At 67.8% G+C, this 19,111-nt stretch carries 27 protein-coding genes and 1 riboswitch; of the genes, 12 read left to right on the plus strand and 15 right to left on the minus strand.

All coding sequences use genetic code 11. The features are described from left to right. Nucleotides 1-600 (minus strand): cob(I)yrinic acid a,c-diamide adenosyltransferase, encoded by a 600-nt coding sequence (cobO, locus tag GGR45_RS03325; RefSeq protein WP_246358029.1) that lies wholly within the window; start codon nt 598-600, stop codon nt 1-3. After that, nucleotides 600-1,124 (minus strand): bifunctional adenosylcobinamide kinase/adenosylcobinamide-phosphate guanylyltransferase, encoded by a 525-nt coding sequence (cobU, locus tag GGR45_RS03330; protein ID WP_175312745.1) that lies wholly within the window; start codon nt 1,122-1,124, stop codon nt 600-602. Before cobU ends, cobO begins: the two co-directional genes overlap by 1 nt. 27 nt (nt 1,125-1,151) lie before the next feature. Between cobU and GGR45_RS03335 the strand changes: the two genes are divergently transcribed. The 3 genes from GGR45_RS03335 to GGR45_RS03345 are packed head-to-tail and all read left to right on the plus strand — an operon-like array spanning nt 1,152 to nt 4,514. Further along, nucleotides 1,152-2,141, plus strand: a complete 990-nt coding sequence (locus tag GGR45_RS03335) for an aminotransferase class I/II-fold pyridoxal phosphate-dependent enzyme (protein WP_246358030.1) — start codon at nt 1,152-1,154, stop codon at nt 2,139-2,141. Further along, nucleotides 2,134-3,072, plus strand: a complete 939-nt coding sequence (cbiB, locus tag GGR45_RS03340; protein ID WP_175312746.1) for an adenosylcobinamide-phosphate synthase CbiB — start codon at nt 2,134-2,136, stop codon at nt 3,070-3,072. Before GGR45_RS03335 ends, cbiB begins: the two co-directional genes overlap by 8 nt. Continuing rightward, nucleotides 3,060-4,514: a cobyric acid synthase gene (locus GGR45_RS03345; RefSeq protein ID WP_175312747.1), complete on the plus strand. Its 1,455-nt coding sequence runs from the start codon at nt 3,060-3,062 to the stop codon at nt 4,512-4,514. The genes cbiB and GGR45_RS03345 overlap by 13 nt, the downstream gene beginning before the upstream one ends. Here the strand turns inward: GGR45_RS03345 and cobS are convergent. The 4 genes from cobS to GGR45_RS03365 are packed head-to-tail and all read right to left on the minus strand — an operon-like array spanning nt 4,499 to nt 7,180. Continuing rightward, complete coding sequence (gene cobS / locus GGR45_RS03350; protein WP_175312748.1) at nt 4,499-5,215, minus strand: adenosylcobinamide-GDP ribazoletransferase; 717 nt, start codon at nt 5,213-5,215, stop codon at nt 4,499-4,501. The genes GGR45_RS03345 and cobS overlap by 16 nt on opposite strands. Then, nucleotides 5,212-5,769 carry a histidine phosphatase family protein gene (locus GGR45_RS03355; protein WP_175312749.1) on the minus strand — a complete coding sequence of 186 codons (558 nt, stop codon included), beginning with the start codon at nt 5,767-5,769 and terminating at the stop codon, nt 5,212-5,214. Before GGR45_RS03355 ends, cobS begins: the two co-directional genes overlap by 4 nt. Further along, on the minus strand, nt 5,766-6,776 hold the full coding sequence (gene cobT / locus GGR45_RS03360; protein ID WP_175312750.1) for a nicotinate-nucleotide--dimethylbenzimidazole phosphoribosyltransferase: 1,011 nt from the start codon (nt 6,774-6,776) through the stop codon (nt 5,766-5,768). Before cobT ends, GGR45_RS03355 begins: the two co-directional genes overlap by 4 nt. Further along, nucleotides 6,773-7,180 (minus strand): DUF1636 domain-containing protein, encoded by a 408-nt coding sequence (locus tag GGR45_RS03365; protein ID WP_175312751.1) that lies wholly within the window; start codon nt 7,178-7,180, stop codon nt 6,773-6,775. The genes cobT and GGR45_RS03365 overlap by 4 nt, the downstream gene beginning before the upstream one ends. 92 nt (nt 7,181-7,272) lie before the next feature. Then, nucleotides 7,273-7,456, minus strand: a riboswitch (cobalamin riboswitch). Nucleotides 7,457-7,558: 102 nt separating this feature from the next. Between GGR45_RS03365 and fumC the strand changes: the two genes are divergently transcribed. After that, the gene (gene fumC / locus GGR45_RS03370; RefSeq protein ID WP_175312752.1) at nt 7,559-8,965 is read left to right on the plus strand and encodes a class II fumarate hydratase; all 1,407 of its coding nucleotides are present in this window, start codon (nt 7,559-7,561) and stop codon (nt 8,963-8,965) included. A 17-nt stretch (nt 8,966-8,982) separates the two neighbouring features. On the opposite strand, the gene GGR45_RS03375 is transcribed toward fumC, so the two are convergent. Beyond that, the gene (locus tag GGR45_RS03375; RefSeq protein WP_246358031.1) at nt 8,983-9,621 is read right to left on the minus strand and encodes a trimeric intracellular cation channel family protein; all 639 of its coding nucleotides are present in this window, start codon (nt 9,619-9,621) and stop codon (nt 8,983-8,985) included. A 136-nt stretch (nt 9,622-9,757) separates the two neighbouring features. Here GGR45_RS03375 and GGR45_RS03380 point away from each other — a divergent pair, with 136 nt between their 5' ends. After that, the gene (locus tag GGR45_RS03380; protein WP_042484532.1) at nt 9,758-10,066 is read left to right on the plus strand and encodes a glycine zipper 2TM domain-containing protein; all 309 of its coding nucleotides are present in this window, start codon (nt 9,758-9,760) and stop codon (nt 10,064-10,066) included. A gap of 175 nt (nt 10,067-10,241) precedes the next feature. After that, a complete protein-coding gene (locus GGR45_RS03385) occupies nt 10,242-10,805 on the plus strand; it encodes a glycine zipper 2TM domain-containing protein (RefSeq protein WP_175312753.1) in 564 nt (187 codons plus the stop codon). A 58-nt stretch (nt 10,806-10,863) separates the two neighbouring features. Here GGR45_RS03385 and GGR45_RS03390 read toward each other — a convergent pair whose 3' ends face one another. Then, a complete protein-coding gene (locus GGR45_RS03390; RefSeq protein WP_058746007.1) occupies nt 10,864-11,085 on the minus strand; it encodes a hypothetical protein in 222 nt (73 codons plus the stop codon). A gap of 188 nt (nt 11,086-11,273) precedes the next feature. On the opposite strand from GGR45_RS03390, the gene GGR45_RS03395 reads away from it, so the two are divergent. The 3 genes from GGR45_RS03395 (at nt 11,274) to GGR45_RS03405 (ending at nt 13,533) form a co-directional block, all read left to right on the plus strand. Next, complete coding sequence (locus tag GGR45_RS03395) at nt 11,274-12,005, plus strand: hypothetical protein (protein ID WP_175312754.1); 732 nt, start codon at nt 11,274-11,276, stop codon at nt 12,003-12,005. Nucleotides 12,006-12,067: 62 nt separating this feature from the next. After that, nucleotides 12,068-12,442, plus strand: a complete 375-nt coding sequence (gene crcB / locus GGR45_RS03400; RefSeq protein ID WP_175312755.1) for a fluoride efflux transporter CrcB — start codon at nt 12,068-12,070, stop codon at nt 12,440-12,442. After that, entirely contained in the window at nt 12,439-13,533 is a 1,095-nt protein-coding gene (locus GGR45_RS03405; protein ID WP_175312756.1) for an RluA family pseudouridine synthase, read from the plus strand. The genes crcB and GGR45_RS03405 overlap by 4 nt, the downstream gene beginning before the upstream one ends. A gap of 234 nt (nt 13,534-13,767) precedes the next feature. Here the strand turns inward: GGR45_RS03405 and GGR45_RS03410 are convergent, their stop codons facing one another. Further along, on the minus strand, nt 13,768-14,163 hold the full coding sequence (locus GGR45_RS03410) for a glycine zipper 2TM domain-containing protein (RefSeq protein WP_175312757.1): 396 nt from the start codon (nt 14,161-14,163) through the stop codon (nt 13,768-13,770). A gap of 166 nt (nt 14,164-14,329) precedes the next feature. Here GGR45_RS03410 and GGR45_RS03415 point away from each other — a divergent pair, with 166 nt between their 5' ends. The 3 genes from GGR45_RS03415 to GGR45_RS03425 are packed head-to-tail and all read left to right on the plus strand — an operon-like array spanning nt 14,330 to nt 15,887. Next, on the plus strand, nt 14,330-14,995 hold the full coding sequence (locus GGR45_RS03415; RefSeq protein ID WP_175312758.1) for an HAD-IA family hydrolase: 666 nt from the start codon (nt 14,330-14,332) through the stop codon (nt 14,993-14,995). Beyond that, nucleotides 14,992-15,207: a hypothetical protein gene (locus GGR45_RS03420; RefSeq protein ID WP_175312759.1), complete on the plus strand. Its 216-nt coding sequence runs from the start codon at nt 14,992-14,994 to the stop codon at nt 15,205-15,207. Before GGR45_RS03415 ends, GGR45_RS03420 begins: the two co-directional genes overlap by 4 nt. Next, on the plus strand, nt 15,204-15,887 hold the full coding sequence (locus GGR45_RS03425) for an ATP12 family chaperone protein (RefSeq protein ID WP_175312760.1): 684 nt from the start codon (nt 15,204-15,206) through the stop codon (nt 15,885-15,887). Before GGR45_RS03420 ends, GGR45_RS03425 begins: the two co-directional genes overlap by 4 nt. A 38-nt stretch (nt 15,888-15,925) precedes the next feature. Here GGR45_RS03425 and gmk read toward each other — a convergent pair whose 3' ends face one another. The 6 genes from gmk to GGR45_RS03455 all read right to left on the minus strand — a co-directional run bounded on the left by gmk (nt 15,926) and on the right by GGR45_RS03455 (nt 19,086). Then, complete coding sequence (gene gmk, locus GGR45_RS03430; RefSeq protein ID WP_175312761.1) at nt 15,926-16,585, minus strand: guanylate kinase; 660 nt, start codon at nt 16,583-16,585, stop codon at nt 15,926-15,928. 81 nt (nt 16,586-16,666) lie between these two features. Next, the gene (locus GGR45_RS03435; protein ID WP_175312762.1) at nt 16,667-16,876 is read right to left on the minus strand and encodes a hypothetical protein; all 210 of its coding nucleotides are present in this window, start codon (nt 16,874-16,876) and stop codon (nt 16,667-16,669) included. Continuing rightward, on the minus strand, nt 16,873-17,082 hold the full coding sequence (locus GGR45_RS03440; RefSeq protein ID WP_175312763.1) for a hypothetical protein: 210 nt from the start codon (nt 17,080-17,082) through the stop codon (nt 16,873-16,875). The genes GGR45_RS03435 and GGR45_RS03440 overlap by 4 nt, the downstream gene beginning before the upstream one ends. A gap of 196 nt (nt 17,083-17,278) precedes the next feature. Next, the gene (gene gshB, locus GGR45_RS03445) at nt 17,279-18,241 is read right to left on the minus strand and encodes a glutathione synthase (RefSeq protein WP_175312764.1); all 963 of its coding nucleotides are present in this window, start codon (nt 18,239-18,241) and stop codon (nt 17,279-17,281) included. A 70-nt stretch (nt 18,242-18,311) separates the two neighbouring features. Beyond that, nucleotides 18,312-18,689, minus strand: coding sequence for a YraN family protein (locus GGR45_RS03450; RefSeq protein ID WP_175312765.1), 378 nt, complete (start codon nt 18,687-18,689; stop codon nt 18,312-18,314). Nucleotides 18,690-18,717: 28 nt separating this feature from the next. Next, a complete protein-coding gene (locus GGR45_RS03455) occupies nt 18,718-19,086 on the minus strand; it encodes an STAS/SEC14 domain-containing protein (protein ID WP_175312766.1) in 369 nt (122 codons plus the stop codon). Nucleotides 19,087-19,111: the final 25 nt, after the last annotated feature.

Here is a 19,111-nt window from a genome sequence, read left to right on the forward strand (position 1 = left end):
TTAGAACTCGATGCCCTTTTGCGCCTTTACGCCCTGTTCGCGGAAGGGGTGCTTCACCTGCGTCATGTCCGTCACCAGGTCCGCCGCCTCGATCAGCGCCTCCGGGGCGTTGCGCCCGGTAATGACGATATGCGTCATCGCGCCCTTGGTGCCGAGCACTTCCAGCACCTCGTCGAGCGGCAGATAGTCGTAGCGCAGGACGATATTGAGTTCGTCCGCGACGATCAGGTCGTAGGACGGGTCGGCGATCATCCGCTTGACCTCGTCCCAAGCGGTGCGCGCTGTGGAGATGTCGCGGGCGCGGTCCTGGGTGTTCCAGGTGAAGCCTTCGCCCATCGCATGGAAATCGACTTCCGGAAAACGCGCCAGTACCGCCGCTTCACCGGTGGTCATCGCGCCCTTCACGAACTGGACTATGCCGACCCGCATGTCGTGGCCGACTGCGCGGATCGCCATGCCGAGCGCGGCGGTGGTCTTGCCCTTGCCCTTGCCGGTATGGACGATGAGGAGACCCTTCTCCGCATCGCGCGCGGCGACCTTGCTATCCTGCGCGGCCTTCTTCTTGGCCATGCGCTCGGCATGTTCGGCGTCGGTTCGCATCATTTCTCTCCTGAAAGCCGCAAGGGAAGCCCCGCCACCACCAGATCGGTCGCATCGCACACCCGCGCCAGCCGCTGGTTGAGCGTGCCCTGCGCATCGCGGAAGCGCCGGGCCAGCGCGTTGTCGGGGACGATGCCGAAGCCAACCTCGTTGCTGACCAGCACCACCGGGCATGGGGCGTCCTCCAGCGCCGCGACCAGCGCATCGCCCGCCGCCGCCAGATCGGCCTCGCCCAACAGCATATTGGTGAGCCACAAGGTCAGGCAGTCCACCAGCAGCACGCGGTCGGAACGGCTATGCTCCGCGATGGCGTCGGCCAGCGCGAGCGGGGCCTCTACCGTCGTCCAGCGTTCGTCGCGGTCCGCCTGGTGCCGCGCGATGCGGTCGCGCATCTCGTCGTCCCAGGCTTGTGCGGTTGCGATGAAGCAGCCTTCAGGCGTCATGGCCTCTGCCAGCGCCTGCGCATGGCGGCTCTTGCCCGACCGGGCACCGCCGAGGACGAGGATGGTGCGGGGCTTCGTCATGTCCGTCCGCATCGCGGGAGCAGGGCAATGACGCAAGCGGAAATGGCGGCGCTGACCCATCATGGCGGCCGGATCGACGCGGCCATGGCGCTGTTCCCGAACGCGCCTGCGCCGTGGCTGGACCTGTCGACGGGGATTAATCCGGTGTCCTGGACCCCGCCCGCAGGGATGACCATCAATGCAGGCCCCTTGCCGGATCGCGGTGCGCTCGCCCGACTGGAGGCGCTGGCGGCGGCGCATTTCGGCGTCACGCCGGAGCGGGTCGCCGCGGTGCCGGGCAGTGAGATGGCGCTTCGCCTGTTGCCGTTGCTGGGGGTGGCCCAGCCGGTCATCGCGGTCCGCCCGAGCTATGGCACCCACGGCGCGGTCGCTTCCGTGCGGGTCGATCATGCCGCGCTGGACGATTGGGCAGGGCGGACCGGCGGCCTGCTCATCGCCAATCCCAACAATCCCGATGGCGTCCATCGCTCGCCCGAACACCTCGCCCGTCTGGCCCAGGCGCAAGGACGGGCGGGCGGCTGGCTGCTTCTCGACGAAGCCTTTGCCGATGCGATGCCTGGCCCCGGCTTTGCCGGCGACGAGCATGTCGTGGTACTGCGCTCGTTCGGCAAGTTTTTCGGGCTGGCGGGGGTGCGGCTGGGCTTCGTCATCGCCGCGCCGGGCATATTGGCGCGGCTTCGCGAACTGCTGGGCGACTGGCCGGTGTCCACCCATGCGATCCTGTGGGGTAGCGCAGCCTATGCCGATCGCGAGTGGATCGCCGCGACCCGCATCGCGCTTGTCGAACGCGCCCGCGCTCTGGATGCGGTTCTCGCGCGCCATGGTCTCGTCGCGCAAGGGGCATGTCCGTTGTTCCGCATGGTCGATACGCCCGCAGCGTCGGACCTGTTCCGGCGGCTGGCGGCGGCGGGCATCCTCGTCCGGCCTTTTGCCGATGCGCCCGAGCGCTTGCGTTTCGGCGTGCCCGCCGCGGAGGCGGAGCTTGAACGACTGGACAAGGCCTTGCGGCATGGCTGATCCCGTGGCTCTGGTGGCGCTGGCGCTCGATGCGGCGATCGGCTGGCCCGACCGGCTCTATGCGCGCATCGGGCATCCGGTGGGAGCGTTCGCCCGATTCCTGAATCTCGCCGAGCGGCTCGGCAACCGGCCCGACTGGCCCGAGGGCGTTCGGCGGGGCCTGGGCGTCCTGACCATGTTCTTCCTCATCGCGCTGACCGGCGGGGCGGCATGGTGGCTCGACCGGGAATTGCACCTGCTGTTCGGCCGTTGGGGCTGGGTCGCGAGTGCCGTCCTGGCCTGGCCTGGCCTGGCGCAGCGCAGCCTTTACGTTCATGTGAGGCCCGTGGCAGCCGCGCTGATGCGTGGTGACCTGCCCGCCGCCCGAACCCTGGTTGCGCGGGTCGTGGGCCGCGATACCGACCGGCTGGACCAGGCGGGCGTTTCGCGCGCGGCGATCGAGACGCTGGCGGAGAGCTTTTGCGACGGCATCGTCGCGCCGCTGTTCTGGTTGCTTCTGCTCGGGCTGCCCGGGCTGTGGATGTACAAGGCGATCAACACCGCCGACAGCCTGATCGGGCATAAGGAGCCGCGCTGGCGGGCGTTCGGCTGGGCGGCGGCGCGGATCGATGACGGGGCGAATTGGGTGCCCGCGCGGATCGCCGGGCTGCTGGTCTGCGTGGCGGGGGCAGGCGGCTGGACCGTGATGAAACGGGATGCGCGCGCCCATGCCTCGCCCAATGCGGGCTGGCCTGAAGCGGCGATGGCAGGCGCGCTGGGCATCGCGCTGGCGGGGCCGGTCGCCTATGACGGCGTCACCCAGATCAAACCATGGATCGGACGCGAAGGGCGGGCGGCTTCGCCCAAGGACATCGTGATCGCTTTGCAAATCTACGCGCGCGCCTGTCTGTTGCTCTGGTTGATCGCGGGGGGCGTCGCATGGCTGGCGTGATGATCCAGGGCACCGGCTCGGATGTCGGCAAGTCGGTGCTGGTCGCCGGGCTGTGCCGGGCCTTCGCCAATCGCGGCCTTCGCGTCCGCCCCTTCAAGCCGCAGAATATGAGCAACAATGCCGCCGCCACTCCGCAAGGCGGCGAAATCGGGCGGGCGCAGGCGACGCAGGCGATGGCGGCGCGGGTCGTACCGCATGTCGACATGAACCCCGTGCTGCTGAAGCCGCAGGGCGACCGCACCTCGCAACTGATCGTGCGCGGGCAGGTGCGGGGGATGCTCCCCGCCTCGAGATGGCGCGAGGGACGAATTGGGCTGCTTCCCGAGGTGGTGGACTGCTATCGCCGGTTGGAGACGGCGTGCGACCTCGTCATCGTCGAGGGAGCAGGCTCGCCCGCCGAGGTGAACCTGCGCGCGGGCGACATCGCCAATATGGGCTTTGCGAGGGCGGCGGGCGTGCCGGTGGTGCTGGCGGGCGATATCGATCGCGGCGGGGTGATCGCATCGCTGGTCGGGACCAAGGCGGTGATCGACCCTGCGGATGCCGCGATGATCCGGGGGTTTCTGGTCAACAAGTTTCGCGGCGACCCGGCGCTGTTCGCCGATGGCATGGCGACGATCGCCGAGCATACCGGCTGGCACTCCCTGGGGCTGATCCCCTGGCTGGCGGACGCCGCCCGTCTCCCCAGCGAGGATGCCGTCATTCTGGAGCGGGGGCGAGCAAAGGCCGGGGGGCGGGTGGTCATCGCCTGTCCGATCACGCCACGCATCGCCAATTTCGACGATCTCGATCCGCTTCGCCTGGAGCCGCAGGTCGATCTGGTCATGGTCCGCCCCGGCGAGCCGATTCCCGATGCCGCGATGATCGTGCTCGCGGGGTCGAAGGCGACGATCGCCGACCTCGCCTTCCTCCGCGCACAAGGGTGGAATATCGATATCGCCGCGCATCATCGGCGCGGGCGACCGGTGTTGGGGCTGTGCGGCGGATACCAGATGCTGGGCCGCTCGGTCGCCGATCCGGACGGCATCGAAGGGCCGGCGGGGAGCGTCGCCGGGCTGGGGCTACTCGACGTTCAGACCGTGCTGACCGGCGCGAAGACGGTGCGGCCCGTGACGGGCGAGGCGCTGGGGGCGTCCTTTTCGGGCTATGAAATTCATCTCGGTCGCACGAGCGGCCCGGATACCGCGCGCCCTGTCGGTCGTCTCGCCGATGGCCGGGTGGAGGGAGCGATCAGCGCCGACGGGCTGGTCGCGGGCAGCTATGTTCACGGCCTGCTCGGCGAAGCAGGGCAGCGCGCGGCGTGGCTGGCGCGGATCGGCGTGGCAGGTCAGGGGCCGGATCACCACGCCGATGTCGATGCCGCGCTCGATGCGATCGCCGCCGTGCTGGAGGCGCATGTCGATTGCGATGCGCTGCTGCGGATCGCTCAGGGCAGGGCGTAGAGCGCGGCGGCCAGGAGCAGGGCGGTTTCGGTCAACTCGATGCCGGCCCCATGAACATCGCCGGTCACACCGCCCAGCTTGCGCCGGAACCATAGTGACAGGATCAGGATCGCCAAGGGCGCGGTGGCCAGCGGCGGATAAAGCAAGCCCAGCGCCAGTACGGCGATGGTCCAGCCGATCAGGTCGAGCGGCCGCACCGCCCGCGCGACCAGCGCGCCCAAACCGCCGGGGCGAAGCGGCGGCAGCAGCCGTGCCCAGACCAACGGCCCGATCCGCGCCGCCACCGGAATCAGGGCGACCACCGCCCAGCCGCCGGTGGGGACGCGGTGCAGCAGGACCAGCTTGGCGATCAACTGCATCGCCAGCGCCACGACGCCGAAGCTGCCGATATGCGGATCGGCCATCACCGACAACAGCCGCGACCGGTCGCCATGCGCCGCGCCCAGCCCGTCGGACAGATCCGCCAGCCCGTCGAGATGCAGCGCCCCCGTCGCCCAGACCCAGGCGACCAGCGCCGCCAGCGCTCCCGTCCACGGATCGACTTGCGCGCCCAGCCAGCCAGCCCCCGCGATGATCACACCGATGACAAGCCCCACCACCGGATAGAGCCGAATGGCTGCGGCGAAATCCGCTTCGTCCGCGTCGACCCGTGGCACCGGCAACCGGGTCAGAAAGCCGAGCGCGACGATCAGCGTCTTCATGGGCAGACCAGCCCCGTCACCTGCGCGCTACGCGGCGCGCCGTCCCACACCTCCAGCGTGACCAGCGCGGCATAGGGCAGCGCGAACGACCAGCACGCACGAAGGTCGAAGCCGCACAGGACATGCAGCGCCGCGCGGATCGCGCCGCCATGGGTGACGACCAGCGTCGGCTCGGACGGCAGGTCGGCGATGGCCGCACGTACGCGGACGACCAGATCGGACCAGCGTTCGCCGCCCGGTGGCGGCGCGGCATCGGGATCGTCCCAGAAGCGGCGCATCGCCTCCGGGTCGATGTTGCTCGCCGCCAGCCCGTCCCATTCGCCGAAATCCAGCTCCCGCCAGCGCGGATCGACCTCCGCCGGGCCGATCGCTTCGGCACAGGCGCGCGCGCGTGACAGGTCGGAGGCGATACGGCGGGTGACGCTCAGCCCCGCCGCCTGCCCGACACAGGCCGCGATCCCCCGCGCCGTGGCGGGACTGTCGGTCCGCCCCAGCATCCGCCCCGTCAATTCGGGCTCGCCATGGCGGAGCAGATGGAGCCGGAAGGACGTCACGCGCCCGCGATACCCGCCTCGGCAAAGGTCGCCATGCCGTTATGCGCCGCGATCGCCGCGCGGATGATCTGCGCCGCGACCGCCGCGCCGCTCGCCTCACCCAACCGCATGTTCAGCGACAGGATCGGCTCCAACCCCAGCCGCGCGAGCAGCAGGACATGGCCCGGTTCGGCCGAACAATGCCCCGACAGGCAATGCGCGACGATCGCCGGATTGGCACTGGCCAGCGGCGCGACGGCGGCGGTGCCGATAAAGCCGTCCAGCACCACTGGAATGCGTCGGTGTCGCGCGGCGAGCACCGCACCCGCCATGCCTGCGATCTCCCGCCCGCCCAGACGGCGGAGGATCTCAAAGGCGCTGGTCAGGTGTTCACGGTGCAGCGCCAGCCCCTCGGTCACGACCTCGGCCTTACGCCGCACGCCTCGCGCATCGAGGCCGGTGCCCGGCCCGACCCACAGCGCCGGTTCGCCTCCGAAACTGGCGGCGGCGAGCGCGGCGGCGGCGGTGCTGTTGCCGATCCCCATCTCGCCCAGCACCAGCAGGTCGGCATCGCCCACCGCCTCGGCTCCGGCGGACAGCGCGCTCAGGCACTCCTCGACGGTCATGGCGGGCGCGGCTGTGAAGTCGGCGGTCGGCTGATCGAGGTCGAGCGGCACGACCGCCAGTTCCAGCCCGGCCGCCGCCGCCAGCGCGTTGATCGCGGCGCCACCGGCGGCGAAATTGGCAACCATCTGAACGGTCACGTCCGCCGGAAAAGCGCTGACGCCGCGCGCCGTGACGCCGTGATTGCCGGCAAAGATGACCGCGCGGCCCCGCTCGATCCGCGGACGTTCGATGCCCTGCCACCCAGCCAGGAAGATCGCGATATCCTCCAACCGGCCGAGCGAACCCGGCGGCTTGGTCAACTGTCCCTGCCGCGCGGTCGCGGCGGCGCGGGCCTGGTCATCGGCCTGGGGCAGGGTGGCGAGCGCCGTCTCGAACGCGGCAATCGACGCGAAGGCGGTCATGCGACGACGAATCCTTCCGGGGGGGTGCGGGTCAGGAAATGGCCCTTAACCCCTTGCGGCCATTGCTTGTACGGCACCTGACCCCAGTCGCTGTCGGCATAGGCGCGGGCATAGTCCAATATCGCGCGCGCGGCTTCGTCATCGGGGGTGAACTTGCCCATCACATAGCCGACCTTGCCGGGACAGCGTAGATGGACGGTGCAAAAGGACTGGCACGCGAAGAGGCAGGGCATCTCTTCCACCGCGACATCGGCATAGGCAGGGTCGGACGCCTGCACCCGGCGCAGAGCCTCCACGAGCAGCGCGCCGCCGCGCTGACCCTGATCGTTCTCACGCGCGTCGTCGGACAGGCGGCAGGTGTTGCAGGCGACCACGGCGGGGCCGGGGGTGGCGGGCTTCAGCATGACAAGGGCTCGTACATCGGGACTCGTCTCCACAAAGGCGCTGTCGCCGCGCGAGGGAAAGCCCCGTTTCGTCCGGTACACCCTGACCAGCCGAAGGACGACCGCGACGGGCAGGTCTCCTGGCTCGCGGGTCGGGGCCGGTCCGCCGCCTTCTCGGGGTGATCCCAATGGCGTCGTGGCGGGTGGCTCGCCGCTTACAGTTGCAGGGGCAGCCGGGGTGTCGCACCCCATTCCCTTTTGATCCCCTTTCGGGGAACCTGTCGCAAGGTGGGCGATAGGCGGACGGGGGCGAGGTGGCAAGCGTCCTGCCCTCGCATGGTCGGCTTCTGAACACTATGTCATGGGAACCCAGCCCCCTAGCGGTGAGTCCCTGTCCCCATGACCCAGATCTCGACCGAATCCGCCCGCACCGAAACCGACTCGATCGGTCCGATCGAAGTGCCCGCCCAGGCCTATTGGGGGGCGCAGACCGAGCGCAGCCTGGAGAATTTTCCCTTTGGGCCACGCGAGCAGATGCCGATCGGCATCGTCCATGCTCTCGCCATCGTGAAGAAGGCGGCGGCGCGGATCAATCGCGGCCATGGCCTGGCGGCGGACAAGGCCGATGCGATCGAGGCGGCGGCGCAGGAGGTGATCGACGGGCGCCATGACGACCAGTTCCCGCTCGTCATCTGGCAGACCGGCTCGGGCACCCAGTCCAACATGAACGCCAACGAGGTGATTGCGGGCCGCGCCAATGAGATGCTGACCGGCACGCGCGGCGGCAAGTCGCCCGTCCACCCCAATGACGACGTCAATCGCGGCCAGTCGTCCAACGACACCTTCCCGACCGCGCTGCATGTCGCCGCCGCGCTGGCCGTGACCAGGCAGCTCTTTCCCGCGCTCGACCGGCTGCACGGCGCGCTGGATGCCAAGGCGAAGGAATGGGACGGCATCGTCAAGATCGGCCGCACCCATTTGCAGGACGCGACCCCGCTGACGCTGGGCCAGGAGTTCTCCGGCTATGTCCAGCAGCTCGCCAATGCCCGCGATCGGATCGAGGGGACGCTCCACCGCAATATCCTGCCGCTGGCGCAAGGGGGGACGGCGGTCGGCACCGGGTTGAACGCACCGCATGGCTTTGCCGAGGCCATCGCCGCCGAGATCGCGGAGGCGACCGGACTCGATTTCGTGACCGCGCCCAACAAGTTCGAGGCGCTGGCCAGCAATGACGGGCTGGTCGACCTGCACGGAACGCTGAACGTGCTGGCGGTCGCGCTGACCAAGATCGCCAACGACATCCGCCTGCTCGGCTCCGGCCCGCGCTCGGGTCTGGGTGAGCTGGAGCTACCCGCCAACGAGCCGGGCAGCTCGATCATGCCGGGCAAGGTCAACCCGACCCAGTGCGAGATGCTGACCATGGTTGCCGCGCAGGTGATCGGCAACAATGCCGCCGTGACCGTGGGTGGCTTGCAGGGGCATCTGGAGTTGAACGTCTTCAAGCCGCTGATCGGCGCGAATGTGCTGCGCTCGATCCATCTGCTGGCGGTCGGCATGGAGAGCTTTGCGACCCGCACGGTCGAGGGAATGACGGTCAATCACGACCGGATCAGCGAGTTGCTCGACCGCTCGCTGATGCTCGTGACGGCGCTGGCGCCCGAGATCGGCTATGACAATGCCGCCAAGATCGCCAAGCACGCGCACCAGAAGGGGCAGACGTTGAAGGAGGCGGGGCTGGAGCTGGGTCTGGTCGATGAGGCAACCTTCGACCGGGTGGTCCGGCCCGAGTTGATGCTGGGACGGTGAGGTTGGGGGCAAGGGAATTACCCCCGATCCCACCCCTTCGCCGGATAAGCAGGCAAAGCAATCCGATACCGGATCGCCGCCCCGCGCAATATGAATCCCGCCAGTGCCGCTACCGGCCCGGCACCGGGCACCCCCAGCTGCATCAGGATCACATAGCTGGTCGAGGACAGTGCGGCGGCGGTTACGTAGAGTTCCGGCCGCATCAGGATCGAAGGCTCGCCCGCGATCACGTCGCGGATGATGCCGCCGACACAGGCCGATACCACCCCCAACATTGCTGCGGGAATCGGGGTGATGCCATAGCCGCTCGCCTTGGCCGCGCCGTACACGGCATAGGCCGCCAGCCCCACCGCATCGAACCAGTCGAGGGCGCTGCCCCGCCACCAGCGCGCGGGCGTTGCCCAGACCGCGAGCGCCGCGATCAGGCACACCAGCGGCACCCGTGCGTCATGCACCCAGAAGACCGGCGCATCGATCAGCAGGTCGCGCAGCGTCCCTCCGCCGACCCCGGTGATGAGCGCGAAGAAGACGAGCGTCACGATCGTCTGGCGGTGCTTGGCCGCGACCAGCGCGCCGGACACCGCGAACACGGCCAGCCCCGCCAGATCGAGCCAGGGCATCACGGCGGGCAGCATGGCGGTGGGTTGGGGCAGCATCGCGGACGACCCTAGAGCCGGTGACGACGGGGGGAAAGGGCGGTCGGCAGATGAACGCGACGTTATCTCACGTTCATGCAACGGACAGTAGAATTGGCACGTTACGGCGTCAGATCAATTCGAAAGGAAGTTTGTGATGCGGAAATTGATGCTTGCCCTGGGTTGCACCGCAATGGTCGTCCCTACGCTGGTCCTGCCGGTGACCGCCGCCGACGCGCAGCGCCGCTACAAATATCGCGAATGGCGCGACGATCGTGGCCGTGTCCGCTGCCGCAAGCCGGACGGCACGACCGGTCTGGTCGTCGGTGGCGTCGCGGGTGCGCTGCTGGGGCGCACGATCGATACGCGCGGCGACCGCACGCTGGGCACGTTGGGCGGTGCGGCCGTTGGCGCCTTGGCCGGCCGCGAGATCGAGCGCGGCACAAGCAACCGCCGCTGCCGCTGAAGCCGGTTTTTCCCCTTGCAACAAAAAAGGGGCGTCACCTTCGGGTGGCGCCCCTTTTGTTTGGAAAATCCTGCAGATGATACTGTCTCGATAGTGAACGCCAAGTAGTTTTCCGTTCACGCAACAAGCGTCACAGACATGGGTTCTTTTTCCCATCATCAACGGGAGTTTGGTAATGCGTATTGCTCTGTTGACGGCGACGATTGCCGCCACCGCCTTTTCTGCCATTCCTGCCGAGGCGCAGCGCAATGGCTGGGAAGCTCGTCAGGAATATCGCGAGGACGTGCGCGACGCCCGCCGCGACTATAACCGTGACGTCCGCCGCGCTGATTCGCGTCGCGACGTTCGTGAGGCACGTCAGGAATATCGCGAGGACATTCGCGATGCGCGAAAGGATTATCGCCGCGACATGCGCAACGTCCGCTGGCGCAATTATGACTATAACCGTTTCGAGCCGGGCCAGCGCGGTTACTATCCGGAGCGCTATTATCGCGACGGCCGCTATTACCAGCCACGCGCACTGGGCCGGAACGACCGCATCTATCGCGGCATGAACGGACGCTTCTACTGCCGCCGCAATGACGGGACGACCGGTCTGGTGATCGGCGGCCTGGCGGGCGGTGCGCTGGGCAATGTGATCGCGGGCGGCGGTTCGCGTCTGCTCGGCACGGTGATCGGGGCTGGCGGCGGCGCGTTGCTCGGCCAGCAGATCGATCGCGGCCAGGTTCGCTGCCGCTAAATCGGCGGGCTGGCTGAAGGACGGCCTGGCGAGGAGACTCGCCGGGCCGTTTCTCGTTTTAAATAAAGCCGCCGCCCAGCATCAGGCGAAGACCGAAGATCAGAATGAGGATCAGGTTGAGATTGCGCCCCGTGTCACGCGACGACAATGCCCCGACCGCCGCGCCGACGATCGCGATGGGGATCACGAACCAGTAACCCCAGGCGAAGAAGGGCAGGAAAGGCACGATGCCGAGCAGAAGCGCGACCAGGCCGATGACGATCGAGAACAGGTTCAGCATGGATCCCAAGATGGCGAGGGGGCACCCTCTGCACAAGCGTTACGCCTGTGACTGATCGACATTTGCCCCATTCCTCCCAGGCAAGGGGAGGAACAATGAGGGTCGTCCCTTTATCCCGCGCTGGGTCACGACAAAGGCAAGAACCGTTAAGGATCGCGTCGCTTAACCGTGCTAGACGAAGCATCATGATGGCGAAGTCGACATATATCCTGATCCCGCTGGGCTGCCTGTTGCTGGCGGCGTGCGGCGGCAAGTCGGACGATGACGCGCAACTCAATGCGCTCGACAACGAACTCGCGTCGCTGAACGATGGCAGTCCGGCGCGCGACCCGCAACTGCGCGAGGCGCTGGCCGGGCAGATCATGGTCGATCCCGGACTGACCCAGACATCCAACGCCAATGCAGTGCGCCCGCCCAATCGGCCCGCTAGCGATCAGGTTCCTTCGCTGCGGCCGCCAGCCGATCCTGTCGATGCCCGCACGCTGAAGTCCGCGCCGCTCGCCTCGCGCGACTGCCCGGAATGCCGTGCCTCTGCCGGGGCCTTCACCCTGGCGGCCAAGGCCGGGCAGCAGGGGGGCAATGCCGCCTGCCTGTCGGGGCTGCGCTATTCGACGGGATGGGCGAACCGGATGCCGGGGGCCTTCGCGCCCTATCCGGGGGCTCGCGTCGCGGAGGCCGCGGGTAACGACGCGAATGGCTGTGCCCTTCGCATCGTCGGCCTGCGCACCGCTGCGCCCGCTGCGAAGGTCATCGACTATTATTACACCCGGGCCAGCGGGGCAGGTTACAGCGCCGAGCACAAGATGGACGGCGCGCAGCATGTCCTGGGCGGGACGCGGGGCGCGGCAGCCTATATGGTCTATGCCGCGACCCGGCCGGACGGCGGTACCGATGTCGACTTGGTGGTAAAGGGAGGCTGATCCAAGCCGGGCCGCGCTTGTCCTTTGCGCGGGTGGGCGGGTTGCGCTAGGGGAACGGGATTATGTCACCGCTTCTTCTCGTGATGCTGGGCGGCGCATTGGGTTCGGGGGCCAGGCATTTGACCGGTCGCTACATGCTCCATGCGTTCGGCCCGAACTTTCCCTATGGCACGCTGACCGTCAACTGGGTCGGCGGGCTGTTGATGGGATTGCTGGCAGGCGTCCTTGCCCGTGCCGGCGGTGCCGAGGGGTGGCGGCTGTTCATCGGCGTCGGGATTTTGGGCGGTTTCACCACCTTTTCGTCCTTCTCGCTCGATACCATCACCCTGATCGAGCGTGGCCAGATGACGGTCGCGCTCGGCTATGTCGCCTTGTCGTTGCTGGGTTCGCTGGCCGCGTTGTGGGCCGGACTCTCGATCACAAGGATTTTCGCATGACGGACTCTGTCCGCCAATTCACGGTCGGCTATGACGATGACGGCATCCGGCTGGACCGCTGGTTCAAGCGGCATCTGCCAGACACCAGCTTCACCACGGTCGCCAAATGGGCGCGCACCGGGCAGCTTCGCGTCGACGGTTCGCGTGCGACACCGGGCGACCGGATCTCGGCGGGCCAGGTGCTGCGCGTGCCCCCCGCCGAGCCCGCGCTGGCCGAGAGCAGCAAGCCGACGATGCGGCCGCGCCACATCCTGTCCGAGGATGAGGAGTCGTTCGCGCGCGAGATGGTGATCCACAAGGACCGCGACGCGCTGGTCCTGAACAAGCCGCCGGGCCTGGCGACGCAAGGGGGGACCAAGACGACGCAGCATGTCGACGGCCTGCTCGACGCGTTGCAGTTCGAGGCGGAGGGACGGCCCAAGCTGGTCCACCGTCTCGACAAGGACACGTCAGGCGCGCTGCTGGTCGCCCGCAATGCCCGCGCGGCGGCGTTCTTCGCCAAGGCCTTTTCGGGGCGCACTGCCAAGAAGATCTACTGGGCGCTGGTCGTCGGCGTGCCGTCGATCGACGATGGCACGATCGAGCTGCCCATCGCCAAGCAGCCGGGCACCGGTGGCGAGAAGATGCATGTCGACGAGGAAAACGGCCAGGCGGCGCGCTCGCGTTACCGCGTGATCGAGCGCGCGGGCAACAGCTGCTGCTGGGTCGAGTTGCAGCCCTTCACCGGCCGTACCCATCAGCTGCGTGTCCACATGGCGGCGATCGGCCATCCGATCGTTGGCGACGGCAAATATGGCGGCGCGGCAGCCTTCCTGACCGGCGGGATCAGCCGCAAGATGCACCTGCACGCGCGCCGCATCCGCGTCGACCATCCCGATGGCGGTCGCATCGACCAGACCGCCGAACTGCCCCACCACTTTGCCGAATCGATGAACCAGTTGGGCTTCGACGAGATTCGCGGCGACGTCCTGCCCCAGGACGAGGATCGCGGCCCGCCGCCCAAGGAAGTCCTGAAGCAGCGCGCCAAGGCGCACGCCAAGCAGTATCGTAAGGAACGCCGCGGCGAACGGCGGGGTCGAGGGACGCGCTGAGTCCGCTTTTCCTCCCCTGTAAGGGGAGGGGGGCCGCCGCGAAGCGGTGGTGGAGGGGGGGCCACGCTCGTGGTGTATGACCTCGCTGGCCGGGACACCCCTCCGTCAGCCCTGCGGCTGCCACCTCCCCTTGCAGGGGAGGAATGGCAGGTAAACGAGAAAGCCCCGCCGACCGAGGTCGACGGGGCTGTCGCTTATCCGAGGCTGAGGGGGTATCCCCCTCAGCCCCGAATGTTACCGGCAATAGCCGGGGTTGTTCGACTTTTCGATGGCATGACCGGCCAGCGCACCGGCGCCGCCGCCCAGGATCGTGCCGAGGGTGCGGTCGCCGCGCGAGTCAATCGTGCGGCCCAGCAGGCCACCGGCGATCGCGCCGACGATGGTGCCCGTGGTGCCGCTGTTGCAGCGCTGCGGACCCCGGTTGTAATAGCCACGGTTGTAGCCGCCGCGGTCATAATAGCCGCGATCATAGCGCGGGCCGCGATTGTACCCGTCCGCATAGGCATCGCCATAGGCACGGCTGTCGCCGTAACCGCGATCATAATAACGCTGTGCCGAAGCAGCGGTCGGAACCATGGCCGTGGCGCCGACGGCAAGGGCGGCGGCAGCGAGCGAAAGCTTCTTGAACATCACGATCTCCCTTGATCTTCAAACCGGCGGCGGCGGGGTGGTTCCCGTCGTCGTTGAAGCCCTTATGGGCGATTCGCGATGTTCGGATGCTGAATGCGGTTGTTAGCTGCTGTTCATGCGAAACGTCATGCTTCCCCCGCGCCAGCCTTGCCGATAGGAGGGGACGATGACGCGCCCGCGCCTTGCCCTGTTCGATTGTGACGGCACTCTGGTCGACAGCCAGGCCAATATCTGTCTCGCCGCTGTCGAGGCGTTCACCCTGGCCGACCTGACCCCGCCACCCGCCGCCGCGATTCGCCGGATCGTCGGGCTCAGTCTGGTCGAGGCGATGCGCGTGCTGGCGCCCGATCAGGCCGACGCGGTGCACCACCGGCTCGCCAGCGATTACAAGGCGGCGTTCTTCCGCTTGCGCACGGCGGGCGCGATGGAGCCCGAGCCTTTGTTTGACGGCATCCCGGCCCTGCTCGACCATCTGGCGGGGGAGGGCTGGTTGATGGGCGTGGCGACGGGCAAATCCGATCGTGGCCTCACGCGGGTGCTGGCCGAACATGGCCTGACCCATCACTTCGTCACGCTGCAAACCGCCGACCGCCATCCCTCCAAACCGGACCCGTCGATGGTGCTTGCCGCCATGGCCGAGACCGGCGTGGCGGCGCAGGACGTTGCGATGATCGGCGATACGAGCTTCGACATGGCGATGGGCAGGGCGGCGGGCGCCTTCGCGGTGGGCGTCGCCTGGGGATATCATGACGTGAGAGAACTGGTGAACGCGGGCGCGAATGTCGTCGCGCAGGATGTTGCGGATCTCCCCGCGCTGCTGGTGCGGCCATGACCGGCGATACGCGCGCTCGGCGGCGCTGGTTGATCATCATGGCCGTCCGCCTGATCGGCGTGGCGGGCGCACTGTTCGGGGTGGTGCTGGCCTCGCGCGGGGTGGCATGGCCGCACAAGGCGTTGGGGGTCGCCATCATCCTGTCGGCGCTGGCGATGATCGCGATCGTGCCCGCAGGGCTTGCGCATCGCTGGCGGAGCGGGGGCGAATGAAGCGGTTTTGGAAACACGTCTCGGTGGATGCCGAGCGGGTGGTGCGGCTGGACGACCGGCCGGTGCGCACGCCGGGCCGGGTTCCGCTGGCGCTGCCGACGCCTGCGCTGGCCGAGGCGGTGGCGGACGAGTGGCGCGGCGTCGGGGAGACGGTCGATCCGCGCGCCATGCCGCTGACCGGGCTGGCCAATGCGGCGATCGACCGGATCGGCATGGACCCGGCGCCCTTCGCGGACGGTCTTGCGCGTTATGCCGAAAGCGACCTGCTCTGTTACCGCGCCGACTCACCACCGGAGCTGGTGGCGCGGCAGGACGCGGTATGGAATCCGCTGCTCGACTGGGCGCAGACGCGGTACGACGTGCATTTCACGCTTGTGACGGGGATCATGCACAAGCCCCAGCCGCCGGCGACCGTCGAGCGGCTGGCGCAGGCGGTGGCGGCGCTCGATCCTTTCCGCCTCGCCGCGCTGTCGCCCGTGGTGACGATTACGGGCTCGCTGGTGCTCTCGCTGGCGCTGCTGGAGGGGGCCGCAGACGTCCATGCGATCTGGGCCGCGGCGCATGTCGATGAGGATTTTCAGGCCGAACAATGGGGCGAGGATTACCTGGCCGTCGAAGCACGCGAGGCCAAGCGGCGGGAGTTCGACGCGGCCGTTCGGTTTTTGCAGGTCCTGGGGTAAGTCCAACCCCCGCCCGGGGGGGAGGGCACGCCCCCCGCTTACTTCGTCGTCAGCTTCCGGATGAACCCGATCAGCCCGGTCTGGCGCGATCGCTTGAGGCGTTCGGCCTGGAGGATCGTCCTCACCCCCTGGAAACACTGCTCGACATCGTCATTGACCAGGACATAGTCGTAACCGTCCCAGTGGCTGACCTCGTTGGTCGCGCGGGCCATGCGGGCGTCGATCACCTCGACCGAGTCGGTCGCACGGCGTTCGAGGCGTTGGCGCAGTTCCTCCATCGAGGGGGGGAAGATGAACACGCGCACCACGTCGCCGCCAGCAATCTGGAAAAGCTGCTGCGCGCCCTGCCAGTCGATGTCGAACAACACGTCCTTGCCCGCCGCCAGCATCGCCTCGACCTGCGCGCGTGGGGTGCCGTAGCGATTGTCGAAGACATGCGCCCATTCGAGAAATTCGTCATTCGCCACCATGCGGCGAAACTCTTCCAAGTCGACGAAGTGATAGTCCTTGCCGTCTTCTTCGCCCGGTCGCATCCCGCGTGTCGTCGCCGATACCGACATTTGCAGACCATCGTCATCAGCGAGCAGCTTGCGCGCGATCGTCGACTTGCCCGCGCCCGAGGGGGAAGACAGCACGAACAACATGCCGCGGCGCTTCAGCTTGTGGGGATCGTCGGGATGGGCGGGCGAGTTGGGCATGTCTGCCTTTGACGCACGCGGTTGCAGCGCGTCAAGAGATGCTTGACGCGCTGCGGTATCACTTTGGCCTTCGGCGGTCTTTCAGTAGCGGTTGCCCGCAAGCTTGCCAGCCTTGCGCCGGTCATAGGCCTTCTTCGCCGCATAGCCGCCGCCGAGCAGCAGGCCGAGCGGACCCAGGCGGCGCATACCGCCCACCGCCAGCGCACCGAGCGCCGCGCCCTTGAATCCGTCGCTGCCTTCGCGACGGCTGATTTCACGCCCGACGAGCGCGCCGACAATACGTCCGATCATGCTGCTTCTCCGAAAAACCGGTCCTTGATCTCGCCCGCGCCGCGCAGCACCGCCCAGCCCACCGCATAGGTGATGGCGAGCGGCAACACGACTTTCAGGACATTGGCCGTCACCGCGCCGATGATCGCGCCGTCGGCGACGCCGTCGTCACCGGACAGACCGTCGACGGCGGCGCCCACCATGGCGCCGATGGTCGTTGCACCCATTGCACATGTCCTTCGTTGCTCGAGGCAGGAAAGCATGGGAGGGGGCAAGGGTTCCGTGGGGAATAATCCTCCCCGGCACGGGGAGGTGGCAGGCCGCAGGCCTGGCGGAGGGGGCGTGCCGCAATGGACTTACCCTGCGGCGACCCCCCTCCACCAGCTTCGCTGGTCCCCCTCCCCGTGCCGGGGAGGATTGGATTCAACCCTTCGCCGCGACCTTCGCTTCGATCGCATCCCAGATCAGGCCCGCGACGTCGATGCCGTCGAACTTTTCGATCGCGACGATGCCGGTGGGGGAGGTGACGTTGATTTCGGTCAGCCACTCGCCGCCGATCACGTCGATGCCGACGAACAGCAGGCCGCGCCGCTTCAGCTCCGGACCCAGAACCGCACAGATTTCGCGCTCGCGCGCCGTCAGCTCGGTCTTCTCCGCCGATCCACCGACCGCCAGGTTGGAACGGATTTCGCCCTCGCCCGGCAGCCGGTTGATCGCGCCCGCGACCTCGCCGTCGATCAGCACGATACGCTTGTCGCCCTTGGCCACGGCCGGAAGGAAGGCCTGCACCATATGCGGCTCGCGATAGGCGGTATTGAACACCTCGATCAGCGCCGACAGGTTCGCGCCGTCGCGACCGACCTTGAAGATCGCCTTGCCGCCATTGCCGTGCAGCGGCTTGATGACGATCTCGCCATGCTGCGCCAGAAAGCGGCGCGCCTCGTCCAGCGAGCGGGTGACGAGCGTCGGCGGCATGAACTGCGGATAGTCGAGGACGAAGACCTTTTCCGGCGCGTTGCGCACGCTGCGCGGATTGTTGACGACCAAGGTCTTCTCGACGACTCGCTCCAGCAGATGCGTCGCGGTGATATAGCCCAGGTCGAAGGGCGGGTCCTGCCGCATCAGCACGACATCGGCTTCGTCGCCGAGGTCCAGCTTCACCGGCTCGCCGAAGCGGTAATGGTCGCCCGCGACGCGTTGCACGGTGACGGGATGCGCCTTGGTCCACAGATGCCCGTCCGACCAGTTGAGGTCACCCGCATCATAATGGAACAGCCTGTGCCCGCGCGCCTGCGCCGACAGCATCAGCGCGAAGCTCGAATCGCCCGCGATGTTGATCTGGTCCATCGGGTCCATCTGGACGGCGACGGTCAGCGACTGGGTCATGGGGCGTTCCTTCCTTCGGTCGGTCTTCGGGGCGGAGGTAGTCGCTGACCGCCCGCCTGTCACCCATGCGTCACCCGCACCAGGCATTTTCGATATGACGCGGCCGGGTCCCGGGAGCGAGCAGGATCACGTCGACCCGGATATCGTCGTTCGGCCCGGCATAGCTGGGCATCAGCACCTCGGCGGCCGCCGCGACCCGCGCCAGCCGCCGTTCGTCGATCGCGAAGTCGAGTTCGGCGGCGGTCTTGCGCGTCTTCACCTCGACGAACGCGACCAGCGATCCGCGCCGCGCGATCAGGTCCACCTCACCGGCAGGCGTTCGGACGCGGCGGTCGAGGATAGACCAGCCTTTCAGACGCAACCACCACGCGGCCAGACGCTCGCCGCGTCGGCCGACCTCTTCGGCGGCACGGCGATCGCGGCGGGGGCGGGGCGGAACAAGCGACATGGGCAGTTTCTAACGCATGACCAGGTCGTCAGGCGAGGCTTTCCTCCGGCGAAGTCAGCCATTCCAGACTATCCTCCGCCGTGTCGAACACGCGCAGATAGGGCTGCGTCATCAGCCGCCGTATCTGTTGCCGCCCGATCGCGCTGCTCGTCACCATCGCGATGCGGCTGGCGCGGGGGAAATCGCGCAGCGCTTCGTGGACGGTCATGACCGCATCCTGTGGCTGGACCGTGATCGCGCTCATATCGATGCGCAGGCGATAGCCGGGACGGAAGCCGCTGCGTCGAAACGCATCCACCAGTTCGCGGGCATAGCGCATCGCGATGGCCGGCGTGAACAACCCCGACCAGCATATGTCGAGCAGGTTGATGTCGTGACGAAATTCGAAGGAATACATGGGGCAGCGGCTCCTTGACCCGACA

The sequence above is a fragment of the Sphingomonas zeae genome, assembly GCF_014197135.1.
GTDB classification, from domain to species: Bacteria; Pseudomonadota; Alphaproteobacteria; order Sphingomonadales; family Sphingomonadaceae; genus Sphingomonas; species Sphingomonas zeae.

Coding starts and splice junctions, on each gene's coding strand:
- GGR45_RS03410 (WP_175312757.1), bottom strand. CDS start 14,163: ATGTTCAAGAAGCTTTCGCTCGCTGCCGCCGCCCTTGCCGTCGGCGCC.
- cobT (WP_175312750.1), bottom strand. CDS start 6,776: ATGACCGCCTTCGCGTCGATTGCCGCGTTCGAGACGGCGCTCGCCACC.
- GGR45_RS03420 (WP_175312759.1), top strand. CDS start 14,992: ATGACCGGCGATACGCGCGCTCGGCGGCGCTGGTTGATCATCATGGCC.
- GGR45_RS03390 (WP_058746007.1), bottom strand. CDS start 11,085: ATGCTGAACCTGTTCTCGATCGTCATCGGCCTGGTCGCGCTTCTGCTC.
- gmk (WP_175312761.1), bottom strand. CDS start 16,585: ATGCCCAACTCGCCCGCCCATCCCGACGATCCCCACAAGCTGAAGCGC.
- GGR45_RS03375 (WP_246358031.1), bottom strand. CDS start 9,621: ATGCTGCCCCAACCCACCGCCATGCTGCCCGCCGTGATGCCCTGGCTC.
- GGR45_RS03380 (WP_042484532.1), top strand. CDS start 9,758: ATGCGGAAATTGATGCTTGCCCTGGGTTGCACCGCAATGGTCGTCCCT.
- GGR45_RS03440 (WP_175312763.1), bottom strand. CDS start 17,082: ATGGGTGCAACGACCATCGGCGCCATGGTGGGCGCCGCCGTCGACGGT.
- cbiB (WP_175312746.1), top strand. CDS start 2,134: ATGGCTGATCCCGTGGCTCTGGTGGCGCTGGCGCTCGATGCGGCGATC.
- GGR45_RS03395 (WP_175312754.1), top strand. CDS start 11,274: ATGGCGAAGTCGACATATATCCTGATCCCGCTGGGCTGCCTGTTGCTG.
- GGR45_RS03435 (WP_175312762.1), bottom strand. CDS start 16,876: ATGATCGGACGTATTGTCGGCGCGCTCGTCGGGCGTGAAATCAGCCGT.
- GGR45_RS03345 (WP_175312747.1), top strand. CDS start 3,060: ATGGCTGGCGTGATGATCCAGGGCACCGGCTCGGATGTCGGCAAGTCG.
- GGR45_RS03415 (WP_175312758.1), top strand. CDS start 14,330: ATGACGCGCCCGCGCCTTGCCCTGTTCGATTGTGACGGCACTCTGGTC.
- GGR45_RS03450 (WP_175312765.1), bottom strand. CDS start 18,689: ATGTCGCTTGTTCCGCCCCGCCCCCGCCGCGATCGCCGTGCCGCCGAA.
- cobO (WP_246358029.1), bottom strand. CDS start 600: ATGCGAACCGACGCCGAACATGCCGAGCGCATGGCCAAGAAGAAGGCC.
- GGR45_RS03405 (WP_175312756.1), top strand. CDS start 12,439: ATGACGGACTCTGTCCGCCAATTCACGGTCGGCTATGACGATGACGGC.
- crcB (WP_175312755.1), top strand. CDS start 12,068: ATGTCACCGCTTCTTCTCGTGATGCTGGGCGGCGCATTGGGTTCGGGG.
- gshB (WP_175312764.1), bottom strand. CDS start 18,241: ATGACCCAGTCGCTGACCGTCGCCGTCCAGATGGACCCGATGGACCAG.
- GGR45_RS03425 (WP_175312760.1), top strand. CDS start 15,204: ATGAAGCGGTTTTGGAAACACGTCTCGGTGGATGCCGAGCGGGTGGTG.
- GGR45_RS03385 (WP_175312753.1), top strand. CDS start 10,242: ATGCGTATTGCTCTGTTGACGGCGACGATTGCCGCCACCGCCTTTTCT.
- fumC (WP_175312752.1), top strand. CDS start 7,559: ATGACCCAGATCTCGACCGAATCCGCCCGCACCGAAACCGACTCGATC.
- GGR45_RS03365 (WP_175312751.1), bottom strand. CDS start 7,180: ATGCTGAAGCCCGCCACCCCCGGCCCCGCCGTGGTCGCCTGCAACACC.
- GGR45_RS03335 (WP_246358030.1), top strand. CDS start 1,152: ATGACGCAAGCGGAAATGGCGGCGCTGACCCATCATGGCGGCCGGATC.
- cobS (WP_175312748.1), bottom strand. CDS start 5,215: ATGAAGACGCTGATCGTCGCGCTCGGCTTTCTGACCCGGTTGCCGGTG.
- cobU (WP_175312745.1), bottom strand. CDS start 1,124: ATGACGAAGCCCCGCACCATCCTCGTCCTCGGCGGTGCCCGGTCGGGC.
- GGR45_RS03455 (WP_175312766.1), bottom strand. CDS start 19,086: ATGTATTCCTTCGAATTTCGTCACGACATCAACCTGCTCGACATATGC.